The organism is Streptomyces sp. ISL-12 (assembly GCF_018614415.1).
Classification (GTDB): Bacteria; Actinomycetota; Actinomycetes; order Streptomycetales; family Streptomycetaceae; genus Streptomyces.
The window spans coordinates 102388-127058 of the sequence record NZ_JAGGOO010000006.1; the positions used below are offsets into that span (position 1 = coordinate 102388).

The 24671-nt window shown below is 72.2% G+C and carries 22 protein-coding genes; 6 read left to right on the top strand and 16 right to left on the bottom strand.

Annotated features, from left to right (window positions below):
• Positions 1 to 91 precede the first annotated feature (91 nt).
• Entirely contained in the window at positions 92 to 1300 is a 1209-nt protein-coding gene (gene ftsY, locus J7I94_RS01270; RefSeq protein ID WP_215164546.1) for a signal recognition particle-docking protein FtsY, read from the bottom strand.
• Positions 1301 to 1506: 206 nt separating this feature from the next.
• Here ftsY and J7I94_RS01275 point away from each other — a divergent pair, with 206 nt between their 5' ends.
• Positions 1507 to 2958, top strand: a complete 1452-nt coding sequence (locus tag J7I94_RS01275; RefSeq protein ID WP_215164547.1) for a cytosine permease — start codon at positions 1507 to 1509, stop codon at positions 2956 to 2958.
• A 753-nt stretch (positions 2959 to 3711) separates the two neighbouring features.
• Here the strand turns inward: J7I94_RS01275 and J7I94_RS01280 are convergent.
• From J7I94_RS01280 to J7I94_RS01295, 4 genes are all read right to left on the bottom strand, one after another.
• On the bottom strand, positions 3712 to 5130 hold the full coding sequence (locus tag J7I94_RS01280; protein WP_215164548.1) for a sugar porter family MFS transporter: 1419 nt from the start codon (positions 5128 to 5130) through the stop codon (positions 3712 to 3714).
• A 285-nt stretch (positions 5131 to 5415) separates the two neighbouring features.
• Complete coding sequence (smc, locus tag J7I94_RS01285; protein ID WP_215164549.1) at positions 5416 to 8970, bottom strand: chromosome segregation protein SMC; 3555 nt, start codon at positions 8968 to 8970, stop codon at positions 5416 to 5418.
• 225 nt (positions 8971 to 9195) lie between these two features.
• Entirely contained in the window at positions 9196 to 9399 is a 204-nt protein-coding gene (locus J7I94_RS01290; RefSeq protein ID WP_030824772.1) for a hypothetical protein, read from the bottom strand.
• A gap of 380 nt (positions 9400 to 9779) precedes the next feature.
• A complete protein-coding gene (locus J7I94_RS01295) occupies positions 9780 to 10061 on the bottom strand; it encodes an acylphosphatase (protein WP_215164550.1) in 282 nt (93 codons plus the stop codon).
• 160 nt (positions 10062 to 10221) lie between these two features.
• On the opposite strand from J7I94_RS01295, the gene J7I94_RS01300 reads away from it, so the two are divergent.
• Both J7I94_RS01300 and J7I94_RS01305 read left to right on the top strand, forming a co-directional pair.
• Complete coding sequence (locus J7I94_RS01300) at positions 10222 to 11373, top strand: CAP domain-containing protein (RefSeq protein ID WP_215164551.1); 1152 nt, start codon at positions 10222 to 10224, stop codon at positions 11371 to 11373.
• A gap of 80 nt (positions 11374 to 11453) precedes the next feature.
• The gene (locus J7I94_RS01305; protein ID WP_215164552.1) at positions 11454 to 11858 is read left to right on the top strand and encodes a helix-turn-helix domain-containing protein; all 405 of its coding nucleotides are present in this window, start codon (positions 11454 to 11456) and stop codon (positions 11856 to 11858) included.
• A gap of 7 nt (positions 11859 to 11865) precedes the next feature.
• On the opposite strand, the gene mutM is transcribed toward J7I94_RS01305, so the two are convergent.
• The 9 genes from mutM to J7I94_RS01350 all read right to left on the bottom strand — a co-directional run bounded on the left by mutM (position 11866) and on the right by J7I94_RS01350 (position 21071).
• On the bottom strand, positions 11866 to 12726 hold the full coding sequence (gene mutM, locus J7I94_RS01310; RefSeq protein WP_215164553.1) for a bifunctional DNA-formamidopyrimidine glycosylase/DNA-(apurinic or apyrimidinic site) lyase: 861 nt from the start codon (positions 12724 to 12726) through the stop codon (positions 11866 to 11868).
• Positions 12727 to 12826: 100 nt separating this feature from the next.
• Positions 12827 to 13666 carry a ribonuclease III gene (rnc, locus tag J7I94_RS01315; RefSeq protein WP_215164554.1) on the bottom strand — a complete coding sequence of 280 codons (840 nt, stop codon included), beginning with the start codon at positions 13664 to 13666 and terminating at the stop codon, positions 12827 to 12829.
• 19 nt (positions 13667 to 13685) lie between these two features.
• Positions 13686 to 13859: a 50S ribosomal protein L32 gene (rpmF, locus tag J7I94_RS01320; RefSeq protein ID WP_007493396.1), complete on the bottom strand. Its 174-nt coding sequence runs from the start codon at positions 13857 to 13859 to the stop codon at positions 13686 to 13688.
• 2 nt (positions 13860 to 13861) lie between these two features.
• Positions 13862 to 14506 carry a DUF177 domain-containing protein gene (locus J7I94_RS01325; protein ID WP_215164555.1) on the bottom strand — a complete coding sequence of 215 codons (645 nt, stop codon included), beginning with the start codon at positions 14504 to 14506 and terminating at the stop codon, positions 13862 to 13864.
• Positions 14507 to 14667: 161 nt separating this feature from the next.
• Positions 14668 to 15840, bottom strand: a complete 1173-nt coding sequence (locus tag J7I94_RS01330) for an ATP synthase F0 subunit B (protein WP_215164556.1) — start codon at positions 15838 to 15840, stop codon at positions 14668 to 14670.
• Positions 15841 to 15927: 87 nt separating this feature from the next.
• Positions 15928 to 16407: a pantetheine-phosphate adenylyltransferase gene (gene coaD / locus J7I94_RS01335; protein ID WP_215164573.1), complete on the bottom strand. Its 480-nt coding sequence runs from the start codon at positions 16405 to 16407 to the stop codon at positions 15928 to 15930.
• A 26-nt stretch (positions 16408 to 16433) separates the two neighbouring features.
• Positions 16434 to 17054 (bottom strand): 16S rRNA (guanine(966)-N(2))-methyltransferase RsmD, encoded by a 621-nt coding sequence (gene rsmD / locus J7I94_RS01340; protein ID WP_285442376.1) that lies wholly within the window; start codon positions 17052 to 17054, stop codon positions 16434 to 16436.
• Positions 17055 to 17125: 71 nt separating this feature from the next.
• Entirely contained in the window at positions 17126 to 19333 is a 2208-nt protein-coding gene (recG, locus tag J7I94_RS01345) for an ATP-dependent DNA helicase RecG (protein WP_215164558.1), read from the bottom strand.
• A gap of 49 nt (positions 19334 to 19382) precedes the next feature.
• Entirely contained in the window at positions 19383 to 21071 is a 1689-nt protein-coding gene (locus tag J7I94_RS01350) for a DAK2 domain-containing protein (protein WP_215164559.1), read from the bottom strand.
• Positions 21072 to 21372: 301 nt separating this feature from the next.
• Here J7I94_RS01350 and rpmB point away from each other — a divergent pair, with 301 nt between their 5' ends.
• Positions 21373 to 21558, top strand: coding sequence for a 50S ribosomal protein L28 (rpmB, locus tag J7I94_RS01355; RefSeq protein ID WP_003993230.1), 186 nt, complete (start codon positions 21373 to 21375; stop codon positions 21556 to 21558).
• A gap of 182 nt (positions 21559 to 21740) precedes the next feature.
• On the opposite strand, the gene thiD is transcribed toward rpmB, so the two are convergent.
• Complete coding sequence (gene thiD / locus J7I94_RS01360; protein WP_215164560.1) at positions 21741 to 22535, bottom strand: bifunctional hydroxymethylpyrimidine kinase/phosphomethylpyrimidine kinase; 795 nt, start codon at positions 22533 to 22535, stop codon at positions 21741 to 21743.
• Positions 22532 to 23500, bottom strand: coding sequence for a thiamine-phosphate kinase (locus J7I94_RS01365; RefSeq protein ID WP_215164561.1), 969 nt, complete (start codon positions 23498 to 23500; stop codon positions 22532 to 22534). Before J7I94_RS01365 ends, thiD begins: the two co-directional genes overlap by 4 nt.
• Before the next feature lie 372 nt (positions 23501 to 23872).
• Between J7I94_RS01365 and J7I94_RS01370 the strand changes: the two genes are divergently transcribed.
• Positions 23873 to 24106, top strand: a complete 234-nt coding sequence (locus J7I94_RS01370; RefSeq protein ID WP_215164562.1) for an Lrp/AsnC family transcriptional regulator — start codon at positions 23873 to 23875, stop codon at positions 24104 to 24106.
• 20 nt (positions 24107 to 24126) lie between these two features.
• Positions 24127 to 24627, top strand: a complete 501-nt coding sequence (locus tag J7I94_RS01375) for a DUF3515 domain-containing protein (protein WP_215164563.1) — start codon at positions 24127 to 24129, stop codon at positions 24625 to 24627.
• The last annotated feature ends 44 nt before the right edge of the window (positions 24628 to 24671 follow it).

The following is a 24671-nucleotide window of genomic DNA, read 5'->3' on the forward strand; positions in this document are numbered from 1 at the left end:
CGGGGGCGTACCGGGCGTACTGGCCCCTGACGCCCGGAAGCGCCCGTCCCCCGAGAGGGCGGGCGCTTCCGGTGCGGGCGGAGGAATCGATTCAGTCACCGATCAGCGCGTCCACGAACGCCTCCGGCTCGAACGGCGCCAGGTCGTCCGCGCCCTCGCCCAGGCCGATCAGCTTGACCGGTACGCCCAGCTCGCGCTGGACGGCGACCACGATGCCGCCCTTGGCCGTGCCGTCCAGCTTGGTGAGCACGATGCCGGTGATGTCGACGACCTCGGCGAAGACCCGGGCCTGGATGAGGCCGTTCTGGCCGGTGGTGGCGTCGAGCACGAGCAGCACCTCGTCGAGCGGGGCGTGCTTCTCCACCACGCGCTTGACCTTGCCCAGCTCGTCCATGAGGCCGGTCTTGGTGTGCAGCCGCCCCGCGGTGTCGATGAGGACGACGTCGGAGCCGATCTCCTTGCCCTCCTTGACGGCGTCGAAGGCGACGGAGGCCGGGTCGCCGCCCTCGGGGCCGCGCACGGTGTGGGCGCCGACCCGCTCGCCCCAGGTCTGGAGCTGGTCGGCGGCGGCTGCCCGGAAGGTGTCGGCGGCGCCCAGCACGACGCTGCGGCCGTCGGCGACCAGGACGCGGGCGAGCTTGCCGGTGGTGGTGGTCTTGCCGGTGCCGTTGACGCCGACGACCATCACGATGCCGGGCTTGCCGGAGGGAGGCTCGGTCCTGACGGCGCGGTCCATCTCGGGGCCGACCAGGGTGATCAGCTCCTCGCGCAGCAGCCCCCGCAGCTCCTCCGGGGTGCGGGTGCCGAGGACGCGGACGCGCTCGCGCAGCCGCTCGACCAGCTCCTGGGTGGGCTGCACGCCGACGTCGGCGGTGAGCAGCGTGTCCTCGATCTCCTCCCAGGTGTCCTCGTCGAGGTGCTCGCGGGAGAGCAGCGTGAGCAGGCCCTTGCCGAGCGCGCTCTGCGAACGGGAGAGGCGGGAACGGAGCCGGACCAGTCGGCCGGCGGTGGGCTCGGGGACCTCCAGCTGAGGTACTTCGAGCTCTTCGACGACGGGCGGCTCGGCGAGGGTGGCGCCGCTGCCGCTCGGGAGGTCGACCTCCTCTATCGTCCGGCGCGTTTCGTCGCGCGGTGTCTCGGCCTCTTCGCCGACGTGCGGCTCGGCCGGAGGGGCGGTGATGTCGGGCGCGGCGGGCGGCGGCTTCGGCAGCGGCTTCTTACGGCGGCTGCCGACGACCAGCCCGCCGATCGCGCCGATCACGACCACGGCGATGACTACAGCAAGGATGACGATGTCCATAACGGCTCCAGTATCAGTCATGGCCCCTGTCGGTCAGGGCCCCGCGGCACACCCGTCTTGGCACTTCCTCCAAGGGACAAAGGTCACTGGTGGGACGCGATGGGAGCAAAGTACGATGGCGGGGCCCGCAGCGACGCGCGTAGATCACCCGACCGCCGCCCGTCCCTCCCCCACGAGGCACGGGCCCTTGAGGCACGGACCCCCACATGAGCGAAACCGCCGCCGCGACCGACGGCGCCCACGGCCTGGAGACCCGCGGCATCGAGCAGGTGCCCGATCACGAACGCACGGCCCGCGTCCGCGGGCTCTTCCCGACCTGGGTCGGCGCCAACATCAGCGTGCTGCTGCTCACGATGGGCGCGAGCCTGGTCGTGGCGTACCGGCTCGGCTTCTGGCAGGCGGTGGTCGTCGCGGTGTGCGCGCCCGTCGTCTCGTACGGACTGGTCGGGCTGATCGGCATCGCCGGCAAGCGCGGCGGGGCGCCCGGGATGGCGCTGTCCCGGGCGGTGTTCGGGCAGCGGGGCAATCTGCTGCCCGGTTCGCTGATCTGGGTGGCCCGCTGGGGCTGGGAGACGATCAACGCGGTGACCGGCGCGTACGCGCTGCTCACGGTGCTGGACATCCTGTTCGGCGTGCGGGCCAACGCCCTGCTGGACATGGTGACGCTGCTGGCCTTCGTGATCGCCACGTTCGCGATCTCGGGGCTCGGCATCAACGCCGTGCAGAAGTGCAACAAGTACGCGGCCTACCTCTTCGGCGCCTTCTCGGTGCTGGTGCTCGGCTATCTGGTCGCGGAGACCGACTGGTCGGCGGTCTTCGGCCGGCCCGCCGGGTCGGTGGCCGCGATGATCACGGGGATCGGTCTGATCGCGGCGGGCGGCGTCAGCTGGATCCCGTCCGCCCCGGACTTCACGCGCTACCTGCCGCGTACCGCGTCCGCGAAGGGGATCGTGGGCGTGACGGTCGGCGGTGCCGGGATCGTCGTACTCCCGATGGTGCTGATGGGCGCGGTCATGGCGGTCTCCACGCCGGACCTGGCCTCGACGGCCGACCCGGTCTCCTTCCTCGGGGAGATCCTGCCGACCTGGATCGCGGTGCCGTACCTGCTGATCGCGCTGATCGGCATGCTGCTGATCAACGCCATGTCGATGTACTCGGCGGGCTTCACCGCGCAGACCCTCGGCTTCAAGGTGCCGCGCCACTGGGCGGTGTCGGTGAACGCGGTGATCTCCCTCGTCTTCGGCAGCGTGCTGATGCTGGCGGCGACCAGCTTCCTGGGCTCCTTCACCGCGTTCCTGTCGCTGCTGGCGGTCGCCTTCTCGGCCTGGGTCGGCGTCTTCGGCGCGGACATGCTGCGCCGGCGGGAGTACGACGGCGCCGCCCTCTCCGACACGGGGCGCACCAGCGCGTACTGGTACCGGGGCGGCTTCTCCCCCGCCGCGGTGACCGCGTGGGCCCTGGGTCTGGCGACGGGCCTGATGTTCACCACGTCGGACTGGTTCACCGGCCCGCTGGCCGGCAACAATGTCATCGGCGAGTACGGGCTCGGCTGGGTGGCCACGATCGTGGTCTCCGGCCTGCTGTACGTGGTGCTGCCCAAGCCGGCGGTGACGGTTCCGGCGGAGCGGGGCGGGGAGCCTCAGCCGCTGTCTTACTGAGACGTGGACCGGCCCGGCGCGCGCCTCGGTGCCGCGCGCCGGGCCGTTTCGCGTCTCGGACGGCCGACGGCCCGCGTTCCTCGGCCGTGCCCGGACCGCGGGCCCTGCGGGCTCAGGGAGCCGTGATGGCGGTGGGCGTGCGGCCCAGGAGCCGTCGGGCCGTGCGGGTGGGACGGGGCCTGGTCGGCGCAGCCGGCGCCCGCGGCCGGGCTGCCGCAGCCGGGTGAGCGGGATGCTGACCGAGGTGCGCGCGAGCGACCGCGGCCGTGGTGCGGACAGGCGCCTCGTTCAGCCGCTCGATGGCGTCGTGCAGGTCCGGCCCGGCGTACCGTGCGCCGCCACCCCGGCCCAGACCCCTCCCTCCACGGACCGCCCCGGGCACCGCCCCGGGCACCGCCCGAGGGTTCCCGCACCTCATGGGCCGGCCGCAAGTCGAGCAGGGGCTCCCGGAGCCCTGCGGCGCGCCGGACCTGTCCCGCGTCGAGCCACGGCGGACCAAGCCCGCGCGGGAGCGTCCGGAGGCGCTGGGTGAGCCGTCTGCTCGCGCCGCCCTCCCGCACGGCGGGCGGACGGGGCACCGCCCTGATCGCGGCGCCCCCTTGCGGCAGAACCGCGACGACCACCCCTTTTCCCGGACAAAGACGTACTGCCCGGTCCGTGTGCCGGACCGGGCAGTACGTCTTACGGGTGTCGAGGAGCGGGGCAGCGGGGACTTGGCCCGGCTCCTCGAGTCGAGGGGCCTCGGAGCGAGGCTCAGCCCATCTCCTCCAGCGCCTTGCCCTTCGTCTCCTTGACGAACTTCAGGACGAACGGGATGGAGAGCGCGGCGAAGACCGTGTAGATCACGTAGGTGCCGGAGAGGTTCCACTCGGCCAGCGACGGGAAGCTCGCGGTGATGGCCCAGTTGGCGATCCACTGCGCGGCGGCGGCGACGCCGAGGGCGGCGGCACGGAGCCGGTTGGGGAACATCTCGCCGAGGAAGACCCACACGACCACGCCCCAGGAGAGGGCGAAGAAGAGCACGAACACGTGGGCGGCGATCAGGGCGACCCAGCCCTGGGTGGCCGGGAGCTTGCCGTCGACCAGGTGGGCGGAGAACGCCCAGGCCTCCAGCGCCAGGCCGATGACCATGCCGACCGAGCCGATGATGGCGAGCGGCTTGCGGCCGACGCGGTCCACGAAAATCATCGCGATCACGGTGCCGACGATGTTGATGATCGACGTCGTGAACGAGTAGAAGAAGGAGTCCGTCGGGTCGACACCGACCGACTGCCACAGCGTCGAGGAGTAGTAGAACGCGACGTTGATGCCGACGAACTGCTGGAAGACGGAGAGGCCGATGCCGATCCAGACGATCGGCTTGAAGAAGAAGCTGCCGCCGAGGAGTTCCTTGAAGCTGGCCTTCTCCTCGCGGTGCATGCCCGTCTCGATCTCGGCGACGCGGGCGTCGAGGTCGACGTTCTTGCCCTCGACCTCTTCGAGGATCTGGCGGGCCTTGTCGTGCTTGCCCACCGAGATCAAAAAGCGCGGGGACTCGGGGATGGCGAAGGACAGCAGCCCGTACAGGACGGCCGGGACGACCATGACGCCGAGCATGACCTGCCAGGCCTCCAGGCCCATCAGCTCACCGCGCTGGTCGCCGCCCGCGGCGTTCAGCAGACCCCAGTTGACCAGCTGCGACACCGCGATGCCGACGACGATCGCGGCCTGCTGGAAGGAGCCGAGCCGGCCGCGGTAGGCGGGCGGGGAGACCTCGGCGATGTAGGCGGGGCCGATCACCGAGGCCATGCCGATGGCGAAGCCGCCGATGACCCGCCACATGGCCAGGTCCCACAGCGCGAAGGGCAGGGCCGAGCCGATGGCGCTGACGGTGAACAGGACCGCGGCGATCTGCATGCAGCGGATGCGGCCGATCCGGTCGGCGATCCGGCCGGCGGTGGCGGCGCCGATGGCGCAGCCGATCAGCGCGATCGCGATGACCTGGGCCAGCAGCGCGGATCCGACGTCGTAGCGGTGCCGGATGGCCTCGACGGCACCGTTGATCACGGAACTGTCGTAGCCGAAGAGGAAACCGCCCATCGCGGCCGCCGCCGCGATGAAGATGACGTGCCCGAGATGATCGGGGTGAGCCGTTCTGGCTCCTGACTTGGGTGCCTCAGCAGTGCTGGTCACGTGTACTCCTCGGGCCACCGGCAACGCTGCCGGGGTGGATCTCCCTTCGAGGACCGCCTGAAGGTTCCTGAAGGTAAAAGCAACGTTGCAGAGACTATGCCTTCAAGTTTCGAAGTCAATAGGGTCAAAGGTGTGAGCTACGAGACGTTCTGCGGGGGAGAAGTGAGAACCATGCAGGGGATCGATGATCCATTTGCGTTCAAGTCTTGAAGATGAGCCTTGAAGATGGCTCGGGGATGGGCTCGGGGGACGGGCCGATGAAGGGCGTCCGTGACGGACCCGCCGTCAACGCAGTCGCTGGCTGATGACCTTGGACACCCCGTCGCCCTGCATGGACACGCCGTACAGCGCGTCCGCGACCTCCATGGTCCGTTTCTGGTGCGTGATCACGATCAGCTGCGACGCCTCCTGCAGCTCCTGCATGATCCGGATCAGCCGTTGCAGGTTGGTGTCGTCCAGCGCCGCCTCGACCTCGTCCATCACGTAGAACGGACTGGGCCGCGCCTTGAAGATCGACACCAGCAGCGCCACGGCGGTCAGCGACCGCTCCCCGCCGGACAGCAGCGACAGCCGCTTGACCTTCTTGCCCGGCGGCCGGGCCTCGACGTCCACGCCCGTGCTGAGCATGTTGCCGGGGTCGGTCAGCACCAGCCGCCCCTCCCCGCCGGGGAACAGCCGGCCGAACACGCCCTCGAACTCACGGGCGGTGTCCCGGAACGCCTCGCTGAAGACCTGCTCGACGCGCTCGTCGACCTCCTTGACCACCTGGAGCAGATCGGCGCGGGTCTTCTTCAGGTCCTCCAGTTGCTCGCTGAGGAACTGGTGCCGCTCCTCCAGCGCCGCGAACTCCTCCAGCGCCAGCGGATTGACCTTGCCGAGCTGCTGGTAGGCACGCTCGGCGGCCTTCAGCCGTCTCTCCTGCTCGTCCCGCCGGTACGGCCGGGGCCGGTTGCGCGGGTGGTCCGGATCGTCGGGGAGTTCCTCGCCCTGGGCGGGGGGCGAGGGCGGCACCGGCTGGTGCGGGCCGTACTCGTCCACCAGTGCCGTCGGTTCCACACCGAGTTCCTCCAGCGCCTTGGTCTCCAGCTGCTCGATCCGCAGCCGTTTCTCGGCGCCGAGTACCTCGCCCCGGTGAACTGAATCCGTGAGCTTGTCCAGCTCGGCCTTGAGATCACGTCCCTCGGTGCGGGCCGCGGCCAGTTCCTGTTCCCGCTGGGCCTTGGCGGCCTCGGCGGCGGTGCGCTCCGCGTCGGCGCGGGTGAGGGAGACCTCGACGTGCGCCAGCAACTGGCGGGCGCCCGAGGCGACGGCCCCCGCGACCGACGCCTCGTGGCGCAGCCGGGCCCGCCGCTGCTCGGCACGCGCGCGTGCCTCGCGTTCCGCGCGGGCGGCGCGGTCCAGCGAGTCGGCCCGTCCGGCCAGCCCCTTGACCCGTTCCTCGTGCGTACGGGCCTGGAGGCGGGCCTCCATCTCGGTCTGCCGGGCATTGGCCCCGTCGGCGGCGAGCCGGTCCCGCCGGGAGCTGTCGGGTTCCTCCTCGGCCGGCATCTCCTCGGCGACGGCGAGCCGCTCGGCCAGTTCCTCCACGTCCATGAGCGCCTTGTCCAGCGCCTCCTGCGCCCGGCCGGCCGCGGCGGCGGCCCGCTCGGCCTCGCCGGACGCGCCGCGGGCCTGTCCGGCGAGCCGCCCGAGCCGCTGGGCGACGGCCGACTTCTCCCGGTCGGCGGCCCGGCGCCGCTCCCCCAGCTCCTCCACCAGCGCGGCGCACTCCCGGCGCCGCTCCCCGGCGGCTTCCTGCGCCGCGGCCAGTTCCTCGCACCGTACGGCCAGCTCCGTCAGCTCGGCGGCGGCCTCGTCGACGGACGCCTGTACTTCGATCAGGCTGGGCGCCCCGGCCGAGCCGCCCTGCGCGAGGTGCGCGCCGAGCAGGTCGCCCTCCGCGGTCACGGCGGTCAGCTCCGGCCGCGCGTACACCAGTTCCTCGGCGTCCTCCAGGGTCTCCACGACGACGATCCCGCGCAGCAGCCGCCGTACGGCCGGCATCAGCCCGTCCGGCCCGCGCACCAGGTCGGCGGCGTACGGCGGCCCGTCCCCGCGGGGCTCGTCCGGTACGTCGCCGGCGGCGCCGCCGATCAGCAGCGCGGCCCGCCCGGCGTCCTGCTTGCGCAGCAGGCGGAGGGCGTCGGCGGCGGCGGACGGGGAGGTCACGGCAAGGGCGTCGGCGGCGGCGCCGAACGCCGCGGCGAGCGGAACCTCGTGGCCCGGCGTGACGGTGAGCAGTTCGGCGGCCGGGCCGAGCAGCCCGGTCAGCCGGTCCCGCGCGGCGAGCAGCGCGCCCGTGCCGTCCTTGCGGCGCAGGCCGAGGGCGAGGGCGTCGTGCCGGGCCTGGGTCGCGGCCCGGGAGCGTTCCGCCGAGGTGGCCGCCTCGCGGGCGGCGGTGAGGGCGGCCTCGGCCTCGGCGAGCTGCCGCTTGGCGGCCTCGTGCCGCTCGGCGAGTTCGTGGTCGTCGGCGTCGAGGCCGTCGACCTCGGCCTTCAGCGCCTCGTACTCCTCCTGGGCGGCGACGGCGCGTTCCTGGGACTCGTCGCGGGCGGCGGTCAGGCGCTCTATCTCCGACTGCGCGGCCGCGGCGCGGGAGCGGGCGGCGCCGACCTGGCCGCTGAGCCGGGCGAGGCCTTCGCGGCGGTCGGCGATGGCGCGGGCGGCGTCCTTGAGGCGGCGTTCCTCCTCGGCCAGCTCGCGTTCCAGCTCGGCGCGGTGGGCGACCGTGTCCTCCAGGGCGCGCCGGGCCGCTTCCAGGGCGGCCTCCAGTTCGGCCTCCTGCTCTCGGACCCGGGCGGCCTCGCGCTCCAGGTCCTCGGGGTCCCGGCCGCGCCGTTCCTCCTCGGGCGCGGAGGTGGCGCTCTTCACCCGTGCCTCGGCCAGCGAGATCGTGCCGCGCACCCGTTCGGCCAGCTGGGACAGCTCGTACCAGGTCTGCTGGGCGCGCTGGAGCCGCGGGGTGAGCCGGCGGACCTCGTCCTCCAGGAGCGCCTCGCGGCGCAGTGCCTGGCCCAGGTCCCGCTCGGCGGCCTCCTTGCGTTCCTTGAGGGCGGCCTCGTCGGCGATCTCGGCCGCCAGTGCCTCCCGCAGCCGTACGAGGTCGTCGGCGAGGAGCCGGAGGCGGGCGTCGCGGAGGTCGGCCTGGATGACGGCGGCCCGCCGCGCGACCGCCGCCTGCCGGCCCAGGGGCTTGAGCTGGCGGCGCAGCTCGTCCGTGAGGTCCTGGACGCGGGCGAGGTTGGCCTTCATCGCCTCCAGCTTCCGCAGCGCCTTCTCCTTGCGCTTGCGGTGCTTGAGGACGCCGGCCGCCTCCTCGATGAAGGCGCGGCGGCCCATGGGGTCGGCGTGCAGTACGGAGTCGAGCTGGCCCTGGCCGACGATGACGTGCATCTCCCGGCCGATGCCGGAGTCGGAGAGCAGTTCCTGGATGTCGAGCAGCCGGCAGGTCTCGCCGTTGATCTGGTACTCGCTGCCGCCGTTGCGGAACATGATCCGCGTGATGGTGACCTCGGCGTACTCGATGGGCAGCGCCCCGTCGGAGTTGTCGATGGTCAGCGACACCTCGGCGCGGCCCAGCGGCGGGCGGCCGGTGGTGCCGGCGAAGATGACGTCCTCCATCTTGCCGCCGCGCAGCGACTTGGCGCCCTGCTCGCCCATGACCCAGCTGAGCGCGTCCACGACGTTGGACTTGCCCGAGCCGTTCGGTCCGACGACGCACGTGATGCCCGGCTCGAACCGGAGCGTGGTCGCCGAGGCGAACGACTTGAACCCGCGCAGGGTCAGGGCCTTCAGGTGCACGCCGCCGGACTCTACCTTCCGGGGGAGTCCCACTCCATGAACGCTCGGACCCCTGCGGTTTCACCGTTGAACGCGCAGGGCACATCAGACGTTAAAGAAGCCGAGGGGCCCTGCGGGGAGGCAAAGAAGAAGGGACGCCGAAGCGTCCCTTGCAATGCTGAGCAACCGAGCGGCTGTACGGGCAGCCCGACCACTGCTGGTGCTGTGCGTGGAGCGTTGCAGTGATCAGGTCAGCGCAGGCTCCGCCTGGTGTGCGTCAACGCTCTCCATGATCCTGTCGTGAGAAGCGGCAGCCGCCAGCGCGTCCTTCTCCGCCTGGATCCGTACGAGCTCGGATTCCAGATCCTGAACGCGCTGCTGGAGCCGTCGCATCTCGGCGAGGAGTCGCGGGTCGGAGCCGCCGACGTAACCGAGAAGCGCCTTTGCCATGATGGATGGTCCTCCACAATGAGTGACCGACCGATGCGGTGTGGGTCGTGAGGGATTCGCACCCGCGGTGCTTGGCACTTTGGAGTTTTTGCTGCCGTTCAACCATGCCAAACAGCTGAGGTGCGCGGGGCTTTCAGCGTCTCACCAAAAAGTTTGACGGTCAACACGATCACGCCCCGTATTGGCGTACGGCCCGGGGCGCGCGGCCGGGGAACGGCGGCGCTGCGACTCCTGCGGGCCCGTCGGGGCGTGGCGCCGATCCTGCCGTGCGGAGCCGGTTATGGCAAGCGGTTGTCGGCAACCACCTGCTCGTTTCCGTTCCGGACGGCTCCCGGAGGGCGGGTCCGGCGCCGCTCCGCGGATCCGTCCGGGGTCCGGGGTCAGCGGATGGCGAAGCCGTCGTAGCCGCCGCGGGGTGTGTCCCAGATCTCGGTGACTCCGTCCACGCGGCCGGGCGTGTCGTCGCCGCGCAGCCAGTCGAGGAGCCCCTCGCAGTGATCCTTGGGCCCCTCCGCGACCACCTGGACGCGTCCGTCGCCCAGATTGAGAGCAAAACCACTCAGCTCGCCCAGCTCCAGTGCCCGCGCCCGCGTGAACCAGCGGAAACCCACGCCCTGGACGTGTCCGCGTACCCAGGCGACCAGCCGTACATCCTCGCTCATGGAGGCAACCTAACGGGCCTATACCCCTGTGGGCACTTCCTCCCCCAGGGCCATGCGGTACCGTCCCGACCCAATGAATCTCATACGAAACTCACTCGATCGTGTGGGTTTCGTGTTGATCAAGAGACGAGTCGACCGCGAGGACGAGGAAGGCCAGTACATGGGACGCCACCGACGCTCCGCCGCCGGCCGCGCCGAGGGAGCCGCACAGCCGGGCGGTTCCGGAGCACGGGACCACGACCCGCAGGCCTCCTACACGGGGGACGTCCCACTCAGGGGGACCGCTCCCTACCTGAACCCGGAGGCGTACGCCGAGGCCCGGGCCAGGAGCGACGCCTATCTGTTCGGCACGGACGACCCGGCCGGCACCACGGTCGCCTTCTCCTCCGGCGGTCTGCCGCCCGAGGGCCCCGGCACCCCGGAAGGCCCCGAGGCGGCGGCGGGCGGTGGCCGGCGGCCGGGGTTCCGGCGCCGCCGGAAGAAGGCGGGCTCCGTCCCGGTCCGTGCGGGACTGCTCGGCGTCTCGGCCGCCGTCGCGCTCGGCGCGGTCGCGGTGACCACGGGGGCGGTGCCCGGCCTCGACGGCCTGCGGATCGGCCAGGGCCCCGGCGGCAGCGACAAGGTGCAGGCCGCGGACTCGCCGGGCAGCACGCCCAGTGAGCAGGGCGGCACCTCGGGCAGCGTCGCCGGCGACGAGGAGTCCGCCGGGTCCGGCACCGGCAGCCCGGCCTCGTCCTCCTCCCCCAGCGCCTCCGCCTCCGCCTCGAAGACGCCGTCCGCCTCCGCCTCGCCCGCGCCCGAGAAGACCACCGCCGAGCCGAAGAAGCCGGCGGCGACCGCGGGCGGGAAGACGGAGTCCACCCCGTCGCGCACGGCCACGGAGGAACCGCAGGAGTCGGAGGCGGCGGCCGACCGGTCCGTCACGGTCTCCCAGGCGACCGCCGCCGAGGCCGAGGTGGTCAGGCTCGTCAACGAGGAGCGGGCCAAGGTCGGCTGCACCCCGGTCGCCGCCAGCAGCGGGCTGACCGAACTGGCGGAGGACTTCAGCGAGGCCATGGCCGCGCAGGACTTCTTCGACCACACCGACCCGAGCGGCGCCACCCCGTGGGACCGGGCCGAGGCGGCCGGGATAACCAACCTCGGCGGCGAGAACATAGCCCGCGGCCAGGCGGACGCGGCGGCGGTGATGGACGCCTGGATGAACAGCGAGGGCCACCGGGCCAACATCCTGAACTGCGACTTCAGGACACTGGGCGTCGGCGTGCACTTCGCCTCCGGCGGCCCGTGGTGGACGCAGGACTTCGGCTACTAGCGGGCGGGGCGCCCCCGGGAGGGCTTTCCGCCGGTCGGCGCTGCCTGCCGGGCGGCGCTGTGCTGCCGTACGCTGGAGGTATGTCGACCACGCAGGAGCGCGCGGAGGGGCGGGACCTTCCGTACGACGTGTTCTCCCGGGGCTGCCCCTCGCGCGACACGCTGGAGCATGTCACCGGGCGCTGGGGCGCACTCACGCTCGGAGCCCTGTCCGAGGGCTCGTTCCGCTTCAACGAACTGCGGCGCCGGGTGGACGGCGTCAGCGAGAAGATGCTCTCCCAGACGCTGCACGCGCTGGAGCGCGACGGCCTGGTGCACCGCGAGGCCCAGCCGACCAACCCGCCCCGCGTCGACTACGAACTGACCCCGCTCGGCCGGGAGACGGCCCGGCGGCTGGTCGCCCTCATCGAGTGCCTCGAAGGCAGCATGGACGAGGTGCTGGCCGCCCGCGAGCGCTACGACGCCGAGCGCGCCGCCCAGCGCTAGCGCTGACCTAGGGGGTGACGCGCGGCGGGCGCTGGCACTTCGGGCAGTAGTAGCTGGAGCGGTTCATCCACGGCCGGCGGCGCATCGGCGTTGCGCAGCGGCCGCAGGGCAGTCCCTCGCGGCCGTACGCGTCCAGCGACCGGTCGAAGTAGCCGGACTCCCCGTTGACGTTGACGTACAGGCTGTCGAAGCTGGTGCCGCCGACGGCGAGGGCCGCGTTCAGCACGTCCCGTACATGGCCGAGGAGTTCGAAGGTGCGGGGCCTGGTGAAGGTCGCCGTCGGGCGGTCGTAGTGCAGGCGGGAGCGCCACAGCGCCTCGTCCGCGTAGATGTTGCCGACGCCGCTGATCAGGGACTGGTCGAGCAGGGCCCGTTTGATGGTGGTGCGCTTGCGGCGCAGCGCCCGGTGGAACGCCTCGTCGTCGAAGAGCGGGTCGAGGGGGTCGCGGGCGATGTGCGCGATGACGTCGGGCAGGCCGTCGGGCGAGGTGTCGTGCAGCGACAGGCCGCCGAAGGTGCGCTGGTCGACGAAGCGCAGCTCGGTGCCGAGGGCGTCGGCGAAGCGGACCCGGACGCGCAGGTGTTTCTCGGCCGGGGCCTCGTGCGGCTGGACCAGCAGCTGGCCGCTCATGCCGAGGTGGGCCAGGACCGCCTGGCCGCTGTCCTCCAGCGGCAGCCACAGGTACTTGCCGCGGCGGCTGGGCACGCCGACGCGGTGACCCTTGAGACGCTGGGCGAAGTCGTCGGCGCCGGCCAGGTGACGGCGTACGGCACGGGGGTGCAGGACGTCGGCGTCGGCCACGGTCCGGTGGGCGACCCACCGCTCCAGGCCGCGCCGGACGACCTCGACCTCGGGCAACTCGGGCATGCGCTCCCCCAGTGCGAACGGGCGGGGACGGTGTGACGAACCGAGCGCCCGGCCCCGGGGTGGGGGCGGGCGCTCGGGACGCTCGTCTTCTCGAAGCGGATCAGGCGGAGGGCGACGGTACGTCGACGCTCTCCGCGGCGGCCCCGGCCGCCTCGGCCTTGGCTTCCTCGGCCGCCTCGGCCTTGGCTTCCTTGGCTTCCTTGGCCGCCTTGGCACGCTCGTCCGCCGCGGCCCGGATGGACCGCCACGCGGACTCGGCGGCCTGCTGCTCCGCTTCCTTCTTGCTGCGGCCGGTGCCGGTGCCGTACGAGACGCCTCCGACGCGGGCGGCAGCAGTGAAGGTCTTCTCGTGGTCGGGGCCGGTCTCCGTGACCAGGTACTCGGGGACGCCGAGCCCTTCGGTCGCGGTCAGCTCCTGGAGACTGGTCTTCCAGTCCAGGCCGGCGCCGAGGTTGGAGGACTTCTCGATCAGGGGGTCGAACAGGCGGTGCACCAGCTCCGCCGCCGCGTCCAGGCCCTGGTCGAGGTAGACCGCGCCGATCACCGCTTCGAGGGTGTCGGCGAGGATGGATGCCTTGTCCCGGCCGCCCGTGCCCTCTTCACCGCGGCCGAGCCGGATGAAGGAGCCCAGTTCCAGCCCGCGACCGACCTCCGCCAGCGCACGCGAGTTGACCACCGCGGCCCGCAACTTGGCCAGCTGGCCTTCGGGCAGGTCGGGGTGGGTGCGGTACAGCGTGTCGGTGACGACGAGACCGAGCACGGAGTCCCCGAGGAACTCCAGCCGTTCGTTCGTCGGCAGACCGCCGTTCTCGTACGCGTAGGAACGGTGGGTCAGCGCGCGCACCAGAAGGGCGGACTCGAGCTTGTACCCGAGCCGCCCTTCCAGAAGCGTGTGGGACGAGGCCTGGTGCTCCGCAGAGTTTTTCTTCGGCGTGGACACAGTGCCTCTCACCAGCCGCTCAGACCTCGAGGACCTGGCGCTTGTTGTAGGTGCCGCACGACGGGCACGCGATGTGCTGCAGCTTGGGCTCGTGGCAGCGCTCGCACGCAACCAGGGTGGGGACCGCAGCCTTCCACTGCGACCGGCGGTGGCGCGTGTTGCTGCGCGACATCTTCCGCTTCGGAACAGCCACGGCTACTTCTCCTGCTTCTCGTCGACGCCCGGTTCGGCGCCGCTCATGTCGTCCTTCTCGCCGTCTCCGAGTGAACCGGCGAGTCCCTGCAAAGCCGCCCAACGGATGTCGACGGCGTCATGGTGGTGGTCCGGGTCGTCCGCCAGGCGCACGCCGCATTCGGCGCACAGTCCCGGGCAGTCTTCCTGGCACACCGGCTGCATCGGCAGTGCGAGCACCACCGCATCACGCAGCAACGGTTCGAGGTCGAACAGGCCGTCCTCGAGGAAGAACCTCTCCTCGTCGTCCTCGGCGTCGTCGCCCGGTTCCGCGATCACGCGGCCCCGGTCGTCGGCGTCAGGGTACGAGAAGAGTTCCTGGAAGTCCGCTTCGAGCTCCAGCTCGACCGGCTCCAGACACCTTACGCACTCCCCCTCGGCCGCGGCACGGGCGGTGCCTGTGACAAGCACCCCTTCCATGACCGACTCCAGCCGGAGCTCCAGCTCCACCGGGGCGCCTTCCGGCACTCCGATGACTCCCTTGATACCGAGATCCTGGGGAGCGTCGACCGTGCGGGTCAGGCGCTGCAGCGCACCAGGACGCCGTCCCAGCTCGTGCGTGTCGAACACGAGGGGGTTGCGGTGGTCGAGGCGGGCGTTCAGAGCCATTCCAACTTTCGGTCCTGGAGCTTTGTGCTGAGAGGGGCGCCGCCCCGTGGTGCTGCGGGCAGCGCGGATCGCGTGGTTACACACGACCGAAGAGCCAGGATACTGGACCTTTCCCTCACGGCCCAATCCGGTGACGGAGCTGTGGACGGAGCCTCGGAGGACTACAGTCCCCGGCCCTGCTCGTAGGCCCTCAACTGCTCCGCGCTGATCATGCTGGTGTCGAAGAGGCTGGTCTCGTCGAGGGCCTGGGCGGGCTGCTGGGGCTGGGCATAGCCGGGCTGCTGCGCGTCGTACGCGGGCTGCTGGGGGTCGTAGGCGGCCTGCTGGGGGTCGTAGCCCTGCTGCTGGGCGTCGTAGCCCTGGAAGGGGGCACCGCCCGCCGGATCGTAGCCGGAGGTGGGGGAGTAGGGATCGGCCTGCTGATAGCCGTACGCGTCCTGCTGGCCGGCGTAGGGCTGCTGCGGGTAGCCGCCGTACGGGTCGGGCTGCTGCTGGGCGTAGCCGTACGCGGTCTGGTCGGCCGGGGCCGCCTGGGCCGCCGCCACCGGCTGCTGCTGTTGCTGCTGCTGCTCGGTGTACTCCTGCTGCCGGGTCTGCTCGGCGGCGGCGTCGCTGTCGGCGAGGGCGGCCAGGTCGGCGAGGTAGTCGGCGTCGCTGGAGTGCTGGCGGGTGGTGGTGTCGTCGGCGAGGGCGCCGAGGTCGTCGGTGGCGAGCCGGCCGTGCAGCTTCTGCCGGCCGCGGCCGACGGCCTCCAGGGTCTTGGCCAGCACCGCCTCGAAGGCGCCCAGTTTGACGTCGACGTAGGCGTCGGCGTCGCGGCGCAGGGTCTCCGGGTCGTGGCTGCGCTCGGGGGCGTCCTCGTCCTCGTAACCGTTCTCGTCCGTGCCCGGTCCGGTGCCGAGGAGCTTCTCGCGGCCCCGGCCGACCGAGCCGAGCGTCTTGGTGAGGACGACCTCGAAGTTGGCGAGCTTGGAGTCGACGTAGTCGTCGGCCTCGGCGCGGATCTCCTCGGCCTCGCGGCGGGCCTCGGTGAGGATGCGGTCGGCCTCGGCCTGGGAGCGGCGGACGACCTCCATGTCGGAGATCAGGGAGCCGCGCTCGGCGTGCGCGCTCTCGATGATGCGCTCGGCCTCCTGGCGGGCCTGCTCCACCAGTTGCTCGCGGTCGCCGATCAGCTCCTGGGCCTGGGCGAGGGAGCCGGGCAGCGCGGCCCGTACCTCTTCCAGCAGGGAGAGCAGGTCGGCGCGGTTGACCACGCAGGAGGCCGACATGGGCATGGATCGGGCGCCGGAGACCGTCGAGACGATCTCGTCCAGCTTCTTCTGCACGTCCACCGTGTGCTCGCCACTCTCTACAGCTGTGTTGGAGACGGACGGGACGACTGTACGGCTCCGGGGCGGGCGCCGGACACCGCCCCGGGGTCAGTCCTTGCGCAGCCGTTCGGCGAGGGCCTCGTGGACCAGCGGGGGCACCAGGTGGGAGACGTCGCCGCCCCAGGTCGCGACCTCCTTGACCAGCGAGGAGGACAGGAAGCTGTAGGTGGGGTTGGTGGGCATGAAGAGGGTCTCCACGCCCGAGAGCCCGTTGTTCATCTGGGCCATCTGGAGTTCGTAGTCGAAGTCGCTGACCGCACGCAGGCCCTTGACGATGGCCGGGATCTCGCGCTCCTTGCAGAAGTCGACGAGGAGGCCGTGGAAGGACTCGACGCGGACGTTGCCGTACTCGGCGGTCACCCGGCCGATGAGGTCGATCCGCTCCTCGATCTCGAAGAGGCCCTTCTTGGACTGGTTGATCATCACGGCGACGTAGACCTCGTCGTACAGCCGGGAGGCCCGGGCGATGATGTCCAGATGTCCGTTGGTGATCGGGTCGAACGACCCGGGACAGACGGCGCGGCGCACTTGAGATCCCTCGCTCTCGAGTCCGGTCATCGTGCGTCTTCGCACGTGGAGGCGGCGCGACCGTACCAAAACGTTCCCTCGCCGTAGCGACGGGCCCGGATCGCGTCGAACCCCTCCGGCCACCGGAACTCCCCGCCCCTGGTGCTGCGCTCCACGGTGACGAGGGCGTCGTCCGCGAGCCAGCCCTGGGCGCGGAGTGTGAGCAGGATCTCCCGAAGATCGTCGTCGGACACGGCGTACGGCGGATCCAGGAAGACCAGGTCGTACGGGTCCTCCGGCGGGGTCTGGACGATCTGCTGGGCCTTGCCCGCCCTGACCTCGGCACCGGGGAGGCGGAGCGTCTTCACGTTCTCCCGGGCGGTGCGGACGGCTCTCGCGTCGGCCTCCACGAGAAGGACGTGGCCGGCGCCCCGGGAGAGGGCTTCCAGGCCGACGGCGCCGGAGCCGGCGTACAGGTCGAGGACCCGCTCGCCGTCCAGGGGGCCGCCGAGGAGGGCCTGCCAGGTGGAGAAGAGGCCCTCGCGGGCGCGGTCGGAGGTGGGGCGGGTGCCGGTCCCCGGCGGGACGGCCAGGCGGCGTCCGCCGGCTTCGCCGGCGATCACGCGGGTCATGTGTGGTCCTTGGTGGTTAGCGACTGACGGTTTCAGTGTGGCTGGTCGCGCGCACGCGGCGGTAGCCGCATACCGAACACCGCCCCGCGCCCCTGGGGCACCTGTCCTCAGCCCTTTTCCAGGTACTGCTCCCTCTCCTCGTCCAAGAGGGCGTCCAGGGCCGTGCGCAGACCGGGGAGGCTGGTCAGCTCCGGGTCGGCTGCCACCACCGTCGCCGCCTCCGCTCTCGCCTCCGCGATGATCTCCTCGTCCTCGATGACGGCCAGGACCTTCAGCGACGTACGGGCCCCGGACTGGGCCTGGCCGAGGACATCGCCCTCGCGGCGCTGTTCGAGGTCGATGCGGGAGAGTTCGAAGCCGTCCAGGGTGGAGGCGACGGCGTTCAGCCGCTGGCGGGCGGCGCTGGCCTCGGGCATCTCGGTGACCAGCAGGCACAGGCCGGGCGCCGAGCCGCGGCCCACCCGGCCGCGCAGCTGGTGCAGCTGGGAGACGCCGAAGCGGTCCGCGTCCATGATCACCATCGCGGTGGCGTTGGGGACGTTGACGCCGACCTCGATGACGGTGGTGGCGACCAGGACGTCGGTCTCGCCCGCGGCGTAGCGGCGCATGACGGCGTCCTTGTCGTCGGGCTGCATCCGGCCGTGCAGGACCTCGACCTTGAGGCCGCCCAGCGGGCCCTTGGCGAGCTGGTCGGCGACGTCCAGGACGGCGAGCGGCGGGCGCTTGTCCCCGTCGTCCTGCGGGGCGCCGCCCTTCTTCGCGGTCTTGGGTGTCTCCTCCTCGTCACCGATCCTCGGGCAGACCACGTACGCCTGGTGGCCGTTCTCCACCTCCTCGCGCACCCGCTCCCAGGCGCGCGCCAGGAAGTGCGGTTTGTCGGCGGCGGGGACGACATGGCTGGCGATCGGGGAGCGGCCGGCCGGGAGCTGGTCCAGGACGGAGGTCTCCAGGTCGCCGAAGACGGTCATGGCGACCGTGCGCGGGATGGGCGTGGCGGTCATCACGAGCAGGTGGGGCGGCTGCTTGCCCTTGCCGCGCAGGGCGTCGCGCTGCTCGACGCCGAAGCGGTGCTGTTCGTCGACGACGACGAGGCCGAGGTCGTGGAACTGGACCTTGTCCTCGATCAGCGCGTGGGTGCCGATCACGATGCCGGCCTCGCCGGTGGCCAGGTCGAGCATGGCCTGGCGGCGGGCGGCGGTGCCCATCGAGCCGGTGAGCAGTACGACCTTGGTGGCGTGCTCGGAGCCGCCGAGCATGCCGCCTTCGGCCAACTCGCCCATCATCTCCACGACCGACCGGTGGTGCTGCTGGGCCAGCACTTCGGTGGGCGCGAGCATCGCGGCCTGTCCCCCGGCGTCGACGACGGCGAGCATGGCGCGCAGGGCGACCATCGTCTTGCCGCTGCCGACCTCTCCCTGGAGCAGCCGGTGCATCGGGTGGTCCGTGGCGAGGTCGGTGAAGATCTCGGCGGAGACCTGCCGCTGCCCCTCGGTGAGGGTGAAGGGGAGGCGGTCGTCGAAGGCGGTCAGCAGGCCGTCGGGCCTGGGTTCGCGGGGGACGGCGGGGAGCTGGGTCTCGGCGTGCCGGCGGCGGGCCAGGGCGACCTGGAGGACGAACGCCTCGTCCCACTTCAGGCGGGCGCGGGCGTCGGCGACGTCGGCCTGGGTGTGCGGGCGGTGGATCTTGAGCAGGGCCTCGGGGAGGGAGACCAGGCCGCGTCCCTCGCGCAGGGACGCGGGGAGCGGGTCGACGGCCTCCTGGGCGGCGGGCAGCACCGTCTGGATCGCCTTGGCGAGCTTCCAGGACTCCAGCTTGGCGGTGGCGGGGTAGAGCGGGATGAGGGCGCCGGCCCAGCTCTCCACCGTCTCCTCGCTGTCTCCTCGTAGCAACTCGTAGGCCGGATGGGCCAGTTGCAACCGGCGGTTGAAGACGGAGACCTTGCCCGAGAACATCGCGCGGGTGCCCGGCAGCAGGTCCTTGTGGGGTTTGTGGACGCCGTTGCCGAAGAAGACCAGCGTGAGCCGGCCGCTGCCGTCGGTGATGGTCACTTCGAGGCGCTGCCCCTTGCCGCGCGGGGCCTTGGCCGACGCGAACGTGTGCAGGCGGGCGTCGGCGACCTGGGCGACCACCGTGACGTGCTCGTCCATGGGGAGGTCGGCGAGGTGGGTGAGCTGCCCGCGCTCCTCGTATCTGCGCGGGTAGTGGTGGAGCAGGTCACCGACGGTGTGCAGGCCGAGGTGCTCGGCCATCACCTTCGCGGTGGCGGGGCCGAGCACCTTCTTCAGGGGTTCTCGCAGTGCGGGCACGGGATCCATTGCACACCACGGCACTGACAACGCCCGCCCAGCCCGCCCGGATACTCCGCTACTCCACGCCGATGAGCAGCAGCGATCCCTGCCGCCCGCCCCGGTAGACCACCGTGTCCACCGCGAGGTAGGCCTCCCTGACCCGCGTCTCCAGGTGACCGGCGACGTCCTCGGGGGCGTCGTCGCCGAGGACGAGGGTGACCAGTTCGCCGCCGGCCGCCAGCATCCGGTCGAGCACGGTCGTCGCGGTCGCGGTCACGTCGGAGCCGATCACCGCCACGTCGCCGTCGACCAGGCCGAGGACGTCCCCGGCCTGGCAGATCCCGGCCGTGGTCCACGCCTGGCGCTCGGCGACGGCCACCTCGGCGTACCGGGTCGCGCCGGCCGCCGAGGTCATCGCCACGACGTCCTCGTCGAAGCGCCGGCCGGGTTCGTGCACGGCGAGCGCGGCGATGCCCTGGACCGCGGAGCGGGTCGGGATGAGGGCGACCCGGACGCCTTCCGCCCGGACCTGGTCGGCGGCCGCGGCGGCGGTGTGCCGCAGTTCGGCGTCGTTCGGCAGCAGGACCACCTCGCGCGCGTGCGCCCGGCGGACGGCCTCGGCCAGCTCGCCGCTGGCGGGCGGCTCCCCCGGGCGCGCCAGCACGGCCCGCGCCCCGGCCTGCGTGTAGAGCCCGGCCAGCCCCTCGCCGGGCACCACCGCCACCACGGCCCGGTCGGCCCGCTCCCGGGGCGGGCGTCCGCCTCCGGTGGTGTGGACGTCGCCCTGCCCGAAGTGGGTGATCCGGATGCGGTACGGCCGGCCCGCCTCGACGCCCGCCTCCACGGCGGCCCCCGCGTCGTCGACGTGCACGTGGACGTTCCACAGACCGTCCCCGCCGACCACGACCAGGGAGTCCCCGAGGGCGTCCAGCCGCTGCCGCAGCCGTGCGACGGCCGCGTCCTCGGCCTCCAGGAGGTAGATCACCTCGAAGGCGGGTCCGCCCTCGCCCGAAGGACACTCCCCTTCCGTGTCTCCCACGCGCGTGTACGGCCCCGGAGCCTGGGCCGGCGTCTCCCCCGTCAGCGTCTCCACCAGCGCCGCCAGCACCGTCACCAGGCCGTGCCCGCCCGCGTCGACCACTCCGGCGCGCTCCAGGGCGGGCAGTTGCCCCGGGGTCGCGGCCAGCGCCGTCCGGGCACCCTCGTAGGCCGCGCGGGCCACGGCGTCACAGCCGCCCCGCGCGCGGTCCGCCGCGTCGGCGGCGGCCGACGCGACGGTCAGAACGGTGCCCTCGACCGGGTGGGCGACGGCCTGCCGGGCGGAGTCGGCCGCGCGGCGCAGCGCGCGCCGCAGCTCGGGCGCCTCGGTGCGCGCCCCCTCGCTGCACGTCTCCTCGGCACCCGCCCGTTCCCTCTGCTCCGCGAGCACCTGCGCCATGCCGCGCAGCAGTTGCGCCAGGATCGTCCCGGAGTTGCCCCGCGCGCCGATCAGCGCGCCGTGCGCCATCGCCCGCGCGGCCTCCGCCAGCGAGGGCCCCCGGCCGGTCCCGGCGTCCCCCGCCTCGTGCCCCGAGAACACCGCCTCCACCGCCGCCGCAGCCGACTCCACCGTCAGGTACAGGTTGGTGCCGGTGTCCCCGTCGGCGACCGGGTAGACGTTGATCGCGTCGATCTCCTCGCGCGCCCGCCCCAGCGCGCTCAGCGCCAGACCGCACCAGGTACGCACCGCCAGAGCGTCGAAGAACCTCTGCGGCACCTGCGCCACCTGCGCCTCCCTGAACTGCTGGATCACCTGGACCCGGGGCCTGGACGTGGCACGCAGCGTAGACCCCGGGGCGGCGTCCGCCGGAACAGGGCCGGAGCAGGGCCGCGGCAGGAGCCTGATCAGGCATGGTAGTTTCGTTGTACGGACGCAGTCGTTGTATGCTGCTCCGGTTGCCCGATCCCGATCGGGCCATTCCCCCTGGCACCGCCACTCAGATCACGGTCGCTCGCAAGAGCCCGAGACCTCGATTCCGGCATGCCGGGATCAACCGTAAGTGCATCTGAAGTCTTTGGAGTGACCCGTGGCTGCCAACTGCGACGTCTGCGGCAAGGGGCCGGGCTTCGGCAACAACATCTCGCACTCGCACCGCCGTACGTCCCGCCGCTGGAACCCCAACATCCAGCGTGTTCGTACCGTGGTGGGCGGGACGCCGAAGCGCGTGAACGCTTGCACCTCGTGCATCAAGGCCGGCAAGGTCTCGCGCTGACGCTCAGCAACAGCGCGCGGCCACTGTCGGTTCGCTGCGAGAAGCCGGTCCACCTCAGGGTGGGCCGGCTTCTTGCCGTGCGCGCCTGACGCCGTAGGTGTTTGACGCCGTGCGCGCTTGACTGTGCCGTGCCCGCGCTCGGCCGCGTGCCGGCGCCGACGTGCCGTGCACGCCGTACGCCGTCAGCCCCGCCCCAGCGCCCACCCGTGATCCACCGGCCCGATCCCGCCGCCCAGCGCGAACCCGGCCGCGATCGCCCCGGTGACGTACTCCTTGGCCGCCGCCACCGCCTCCGGCACCGAGCGGCCGTGCGCCAGATGTGACGCGATCGCCGAGGCGAGGGTGCAGCCCGTGCCGTGGGTGTGCCGGTTGTCGTGGCGCGGAGCCCGCAGCCAGTGCTCCTCCGTGCCGTCGGTGAGCAGGTCGACGGGGTCCCCGGGCAGATGACCGCCCTTGATCAGCGCCCATCGCGGTCCGAACGCGAGCAGGGCCGCCGCGGCCCGCCGCATCCCGTCCTCCGACTCCACCCGGACCCCGGTGATCTGCGCCACCTCGTCCAGGTTCGGGGTGGCGACGGTGGCGACCGGCAGCAGCTTGGTGCGTACGGAGTCCAGGGCCGAGGCGGCCAGCAACGCGTCCCCGTGCTTGGAGACGCCGACCGGGTCGATCACCGCGGGCGCGTCCGTCGCCGCGATCAGCTCGGCGACCGTCTCGACCAGCGGCGCCGAGGCGAGCATGCCGGTCTTGACCGCCTGGACGCCGATGTCGTCGACGACGCTGCGGTACTGCGCCCGGACCGCCTCGACGGGCAGTTCCCAGGCTCCCTGCACGCCCAGGGAGTTCTGCGCGGTCACCGCCGTGATCACGCTCATCCCGTGGGTGCCGAGCGCGAGCATCGTCTTCAGGTCGGCCTGGATGCCGGCGCCGCCGCCGGAGTCGGAGCCGGCCACCGTCAAGACCCTCGGGGGCGCGTTCATCCCTCGATCTCCCCTCCGAAGTGGTCCCAGCCGCCGGCGCTGGTCCAGGGCGCCCCGTCGACGGTCACCTGGGGCAGCGCCGAGGGGTGCAGGACCTCGCCGATGACCTTCCAGCGGGCGGGCAGCTTCACCTCCGGCGCGAAGGTGGCCACGATCGCGTGGTCCTCTCCCCCGGTCAGCACCCACTGCATCGGGTCGACGCCGACGGCCTGGCCGATGTCGTTCATCTGGGACGGGATGTCGATCTGCCCGGAGCGGATGTCGATCCTGACCTTGCTCGCCTCCGCGATGTGGCCCAGGTCCGCGATCAGCCCGTCGCTGACGTCGCACATGGCGGTCGCGCCGAGCCCGGCGGCGGTCGGCCCGGCGTGGTACGGCGGCTCCGGGCGCCGGTGCGCCTCGACGAAGGCGCGCGGGGAACGGAAGCCCCGGGAGAGCACGGCGAACCCGGCGGCGGACCAGCCGAGCCAGCCGGTCACCGCGACCAGGTCGCCGGGGCGGGCGCCGGCCCGGGTCACCGGTTCCTGGCCGCGCAGGTCGCCGAGGGCGGTGATGGACACGGTGATGGTGTCGCCGCGCACCACGTCGCCGCCGACCACGGCGGCACCGGCGACCTGGCACTCGTCGCGCAGCCCGTCCATCAGCTCGGTCGGCCAGGTCACGGGGCATTCGGCGGGGACCACCAGGCCGAGCAGCAGCGCGGTCGGCACGGCGCCCATCGCCGCGATGTCGGCCAGGTTCTGGGCCGCGGCCTTGCGGCCGACGTCGTAGGCGGTGGACCAGTCACGGCGGAAGTGCCGGCCCTCCACGAGTATGTCGGTGGTGGCCACCACCCGCCGGTCGGGCGCGGCGACCACCGCGGCGTCGTCGCCGGGGCCGATCCGGACCGCCGGGGTGGTGGTGAGACGGGAGGTGAGCTCCCTGATGAGCCCGAACTCCCCGAGCTCACCAACAGTGCCCTTCATGGTCCTGCTCCCCTTCCGTCCCGGTCCGTACCCGGTCGCGCGTCGTCTGTGTGTACCAAGGTCGTGCACCAAGGTCGGCACCAAGGTCGTGCACCAGGGCCGTGACCAAGGTCGTGCACCAAGGCTGGTGCACCAAGGCTGGTGTACCAAGGTGATGTATCAGGGTGGTGTACCGGGTGACGTCCACGGGGTCCCGGCGTGCGTCCCCGTGCTCGTCCCGGCGCGCCTCCCCATCCGTGCCCCGGCGCGTGTACCGGCGCGTGTACCGGCGCGCGAGACCCCTGCTCCGCAGGTCTCCCCGCGGCGCGGGGCGACGCGATACCGTGGCGTTCCTTTTCCCCACATGATCCTCGTGGCCGCCCTGGAGGTTCCGTGGTACAGGCGTACATCCTGATCCAGACCGAGGTCGGCAAGGCGTCGGCCGTCGCCGAGACGATCGCCAAACTGCCGGGGGTGATCCAGGCCGAGGACGTGACCGGACCCTACGACGTCATCGTGCGCGCCCAGGCCGACACCGTCGACGACCTGGGCCGCATGGTGGTCGCCAAGGTCCAGCAAGTGGACGGCATCACCCGCACCCTGACCTGCCCGGTCGTCCATCTCTAGTACCCGTCTACCCTGTGCCGGTGAACTCCTTCCGTCACCGGCTGCTCGGTCCGCCCCTGCTCGTCCTGCTGACCGCCGTCGCGGGCTGCTCCGCGACGGACGGCGGCGCTTCGGCGGCGGTGCCCAGCCCGGACGCGAAGGTCGTCTCGCTCTGCGAGGACCTGGACGAGGCCGTGCCGTCGAAGGTGGACGGCCAGAGCCGCAAGGATCCCGAGCCCGCCTCCAAGCTCACGGCGGGCTGGGGAAACCCGCTGATCATACTGCGCTGTGGTGTCACCCGGCCGCCGAAGATGGTCGACCCGAAGGTGGCCGAGGGCGGGGACGCGGACGCGGTGGCCGGCGGGGTGAACGGCGTCGACTGGCTGATGGAGAAGCAGGACGACGGGTCGTACCGGTTCACCACCGCCAACCGGGAGGCGTACGTCGAGGTCACCGTGCCGGAGGGCCGGGACAGTTCCAGTGTGCTGATCGACCTGGCCCCGGCCGTGAAGAAGGCGATCCCCGAAGGGATCGCCCTGTAGCGGCCCTGTAGCGGCACGCTGCCTCAGCGCAGTCCCGTCGGCCG

Excerpts from the sequence above, each read along its gene's own strand:
- ftsY (WP_215164546.1), bottom strand. The coding sequence starts at position 1,300 with ATGGACATCGTCATCCTTGCTGTAGTCATCGCCGTGGTCGTGATCGGC.
- J7I94_RS01275 (WP_215164547.1), top strand. The coding sequence starts at position 1,507 with ATGAGCGAAACCGCCGCCGCGACCGACGGCGCCCACGGCCTGGAGACC.
- J7I94_RS01290 (WP_030824772.1), bottom strand. The coding sequence starts at position 9,399 with ATGGCAAAGGCGCTTCTCGGTTACGTCGGCGGCTCCGACCCGCGACTC.
- J7I94_RS01295 (WP_215164550.1), bottom strand. The coding sequence starts at position 10,061 with ATGAGCGAGGATGTACGGCTGGTCGCCTGGGTACGCGGACACGTCCAG.
- J7I94_RS01300 (WP_215164551.1), top strand. The coding sequence starts at position 10,222 with ATGGGACGCCACCGACGCTCCGCCGCCGGCCGCGCCGAGGGAGCCGCA.
- J7I94_RS01305 (WP_215164552.1), top strand. The coding sequence starts at position 11,454 with ATGTCGACCACGCAGGAGCGCGCGGAGGGGCGGGACCTTCCGTACGAC.
- mutM (WP_215164553.1), bottom strand. The coding sequence starts at position 12,726 with ATGCCCGAGTTGCCCGAGGTCGAGGTCGTCCGGCGCGGCCTGGAGCGG.
- J7I94_RS01325 (WP_215164555.1), bottom strand. The coding sequence starts at position 14,506 with ATGGCTCTGAACGCCCGCCTCGACCACCGCAACCCCCTCGTGTTCGAC.
- recG (WP_215164558.1), bottom strand. The coding sequence starts at position 19,333 with ATGGATCCCGTGCCCGCACTGCGAGAACCCCTGAAGAAGGTGCTCGGC.
- thiD (WP_215164560.1), bottom strand. The coding sequence starts at position 22,535 with ATGAACGCGCCCCCGAGGGTCTTGACGGTGGCCGGCTCCGACTCCGGC.
- J7I94_RS01365 (WP_215164561.1), bottom strand. The coding sequence starts at position 23,500 with ATGAAGGGCACTGTTGGTGAGCTCGGGGAGTTCGGGCTCATCAGGGAG.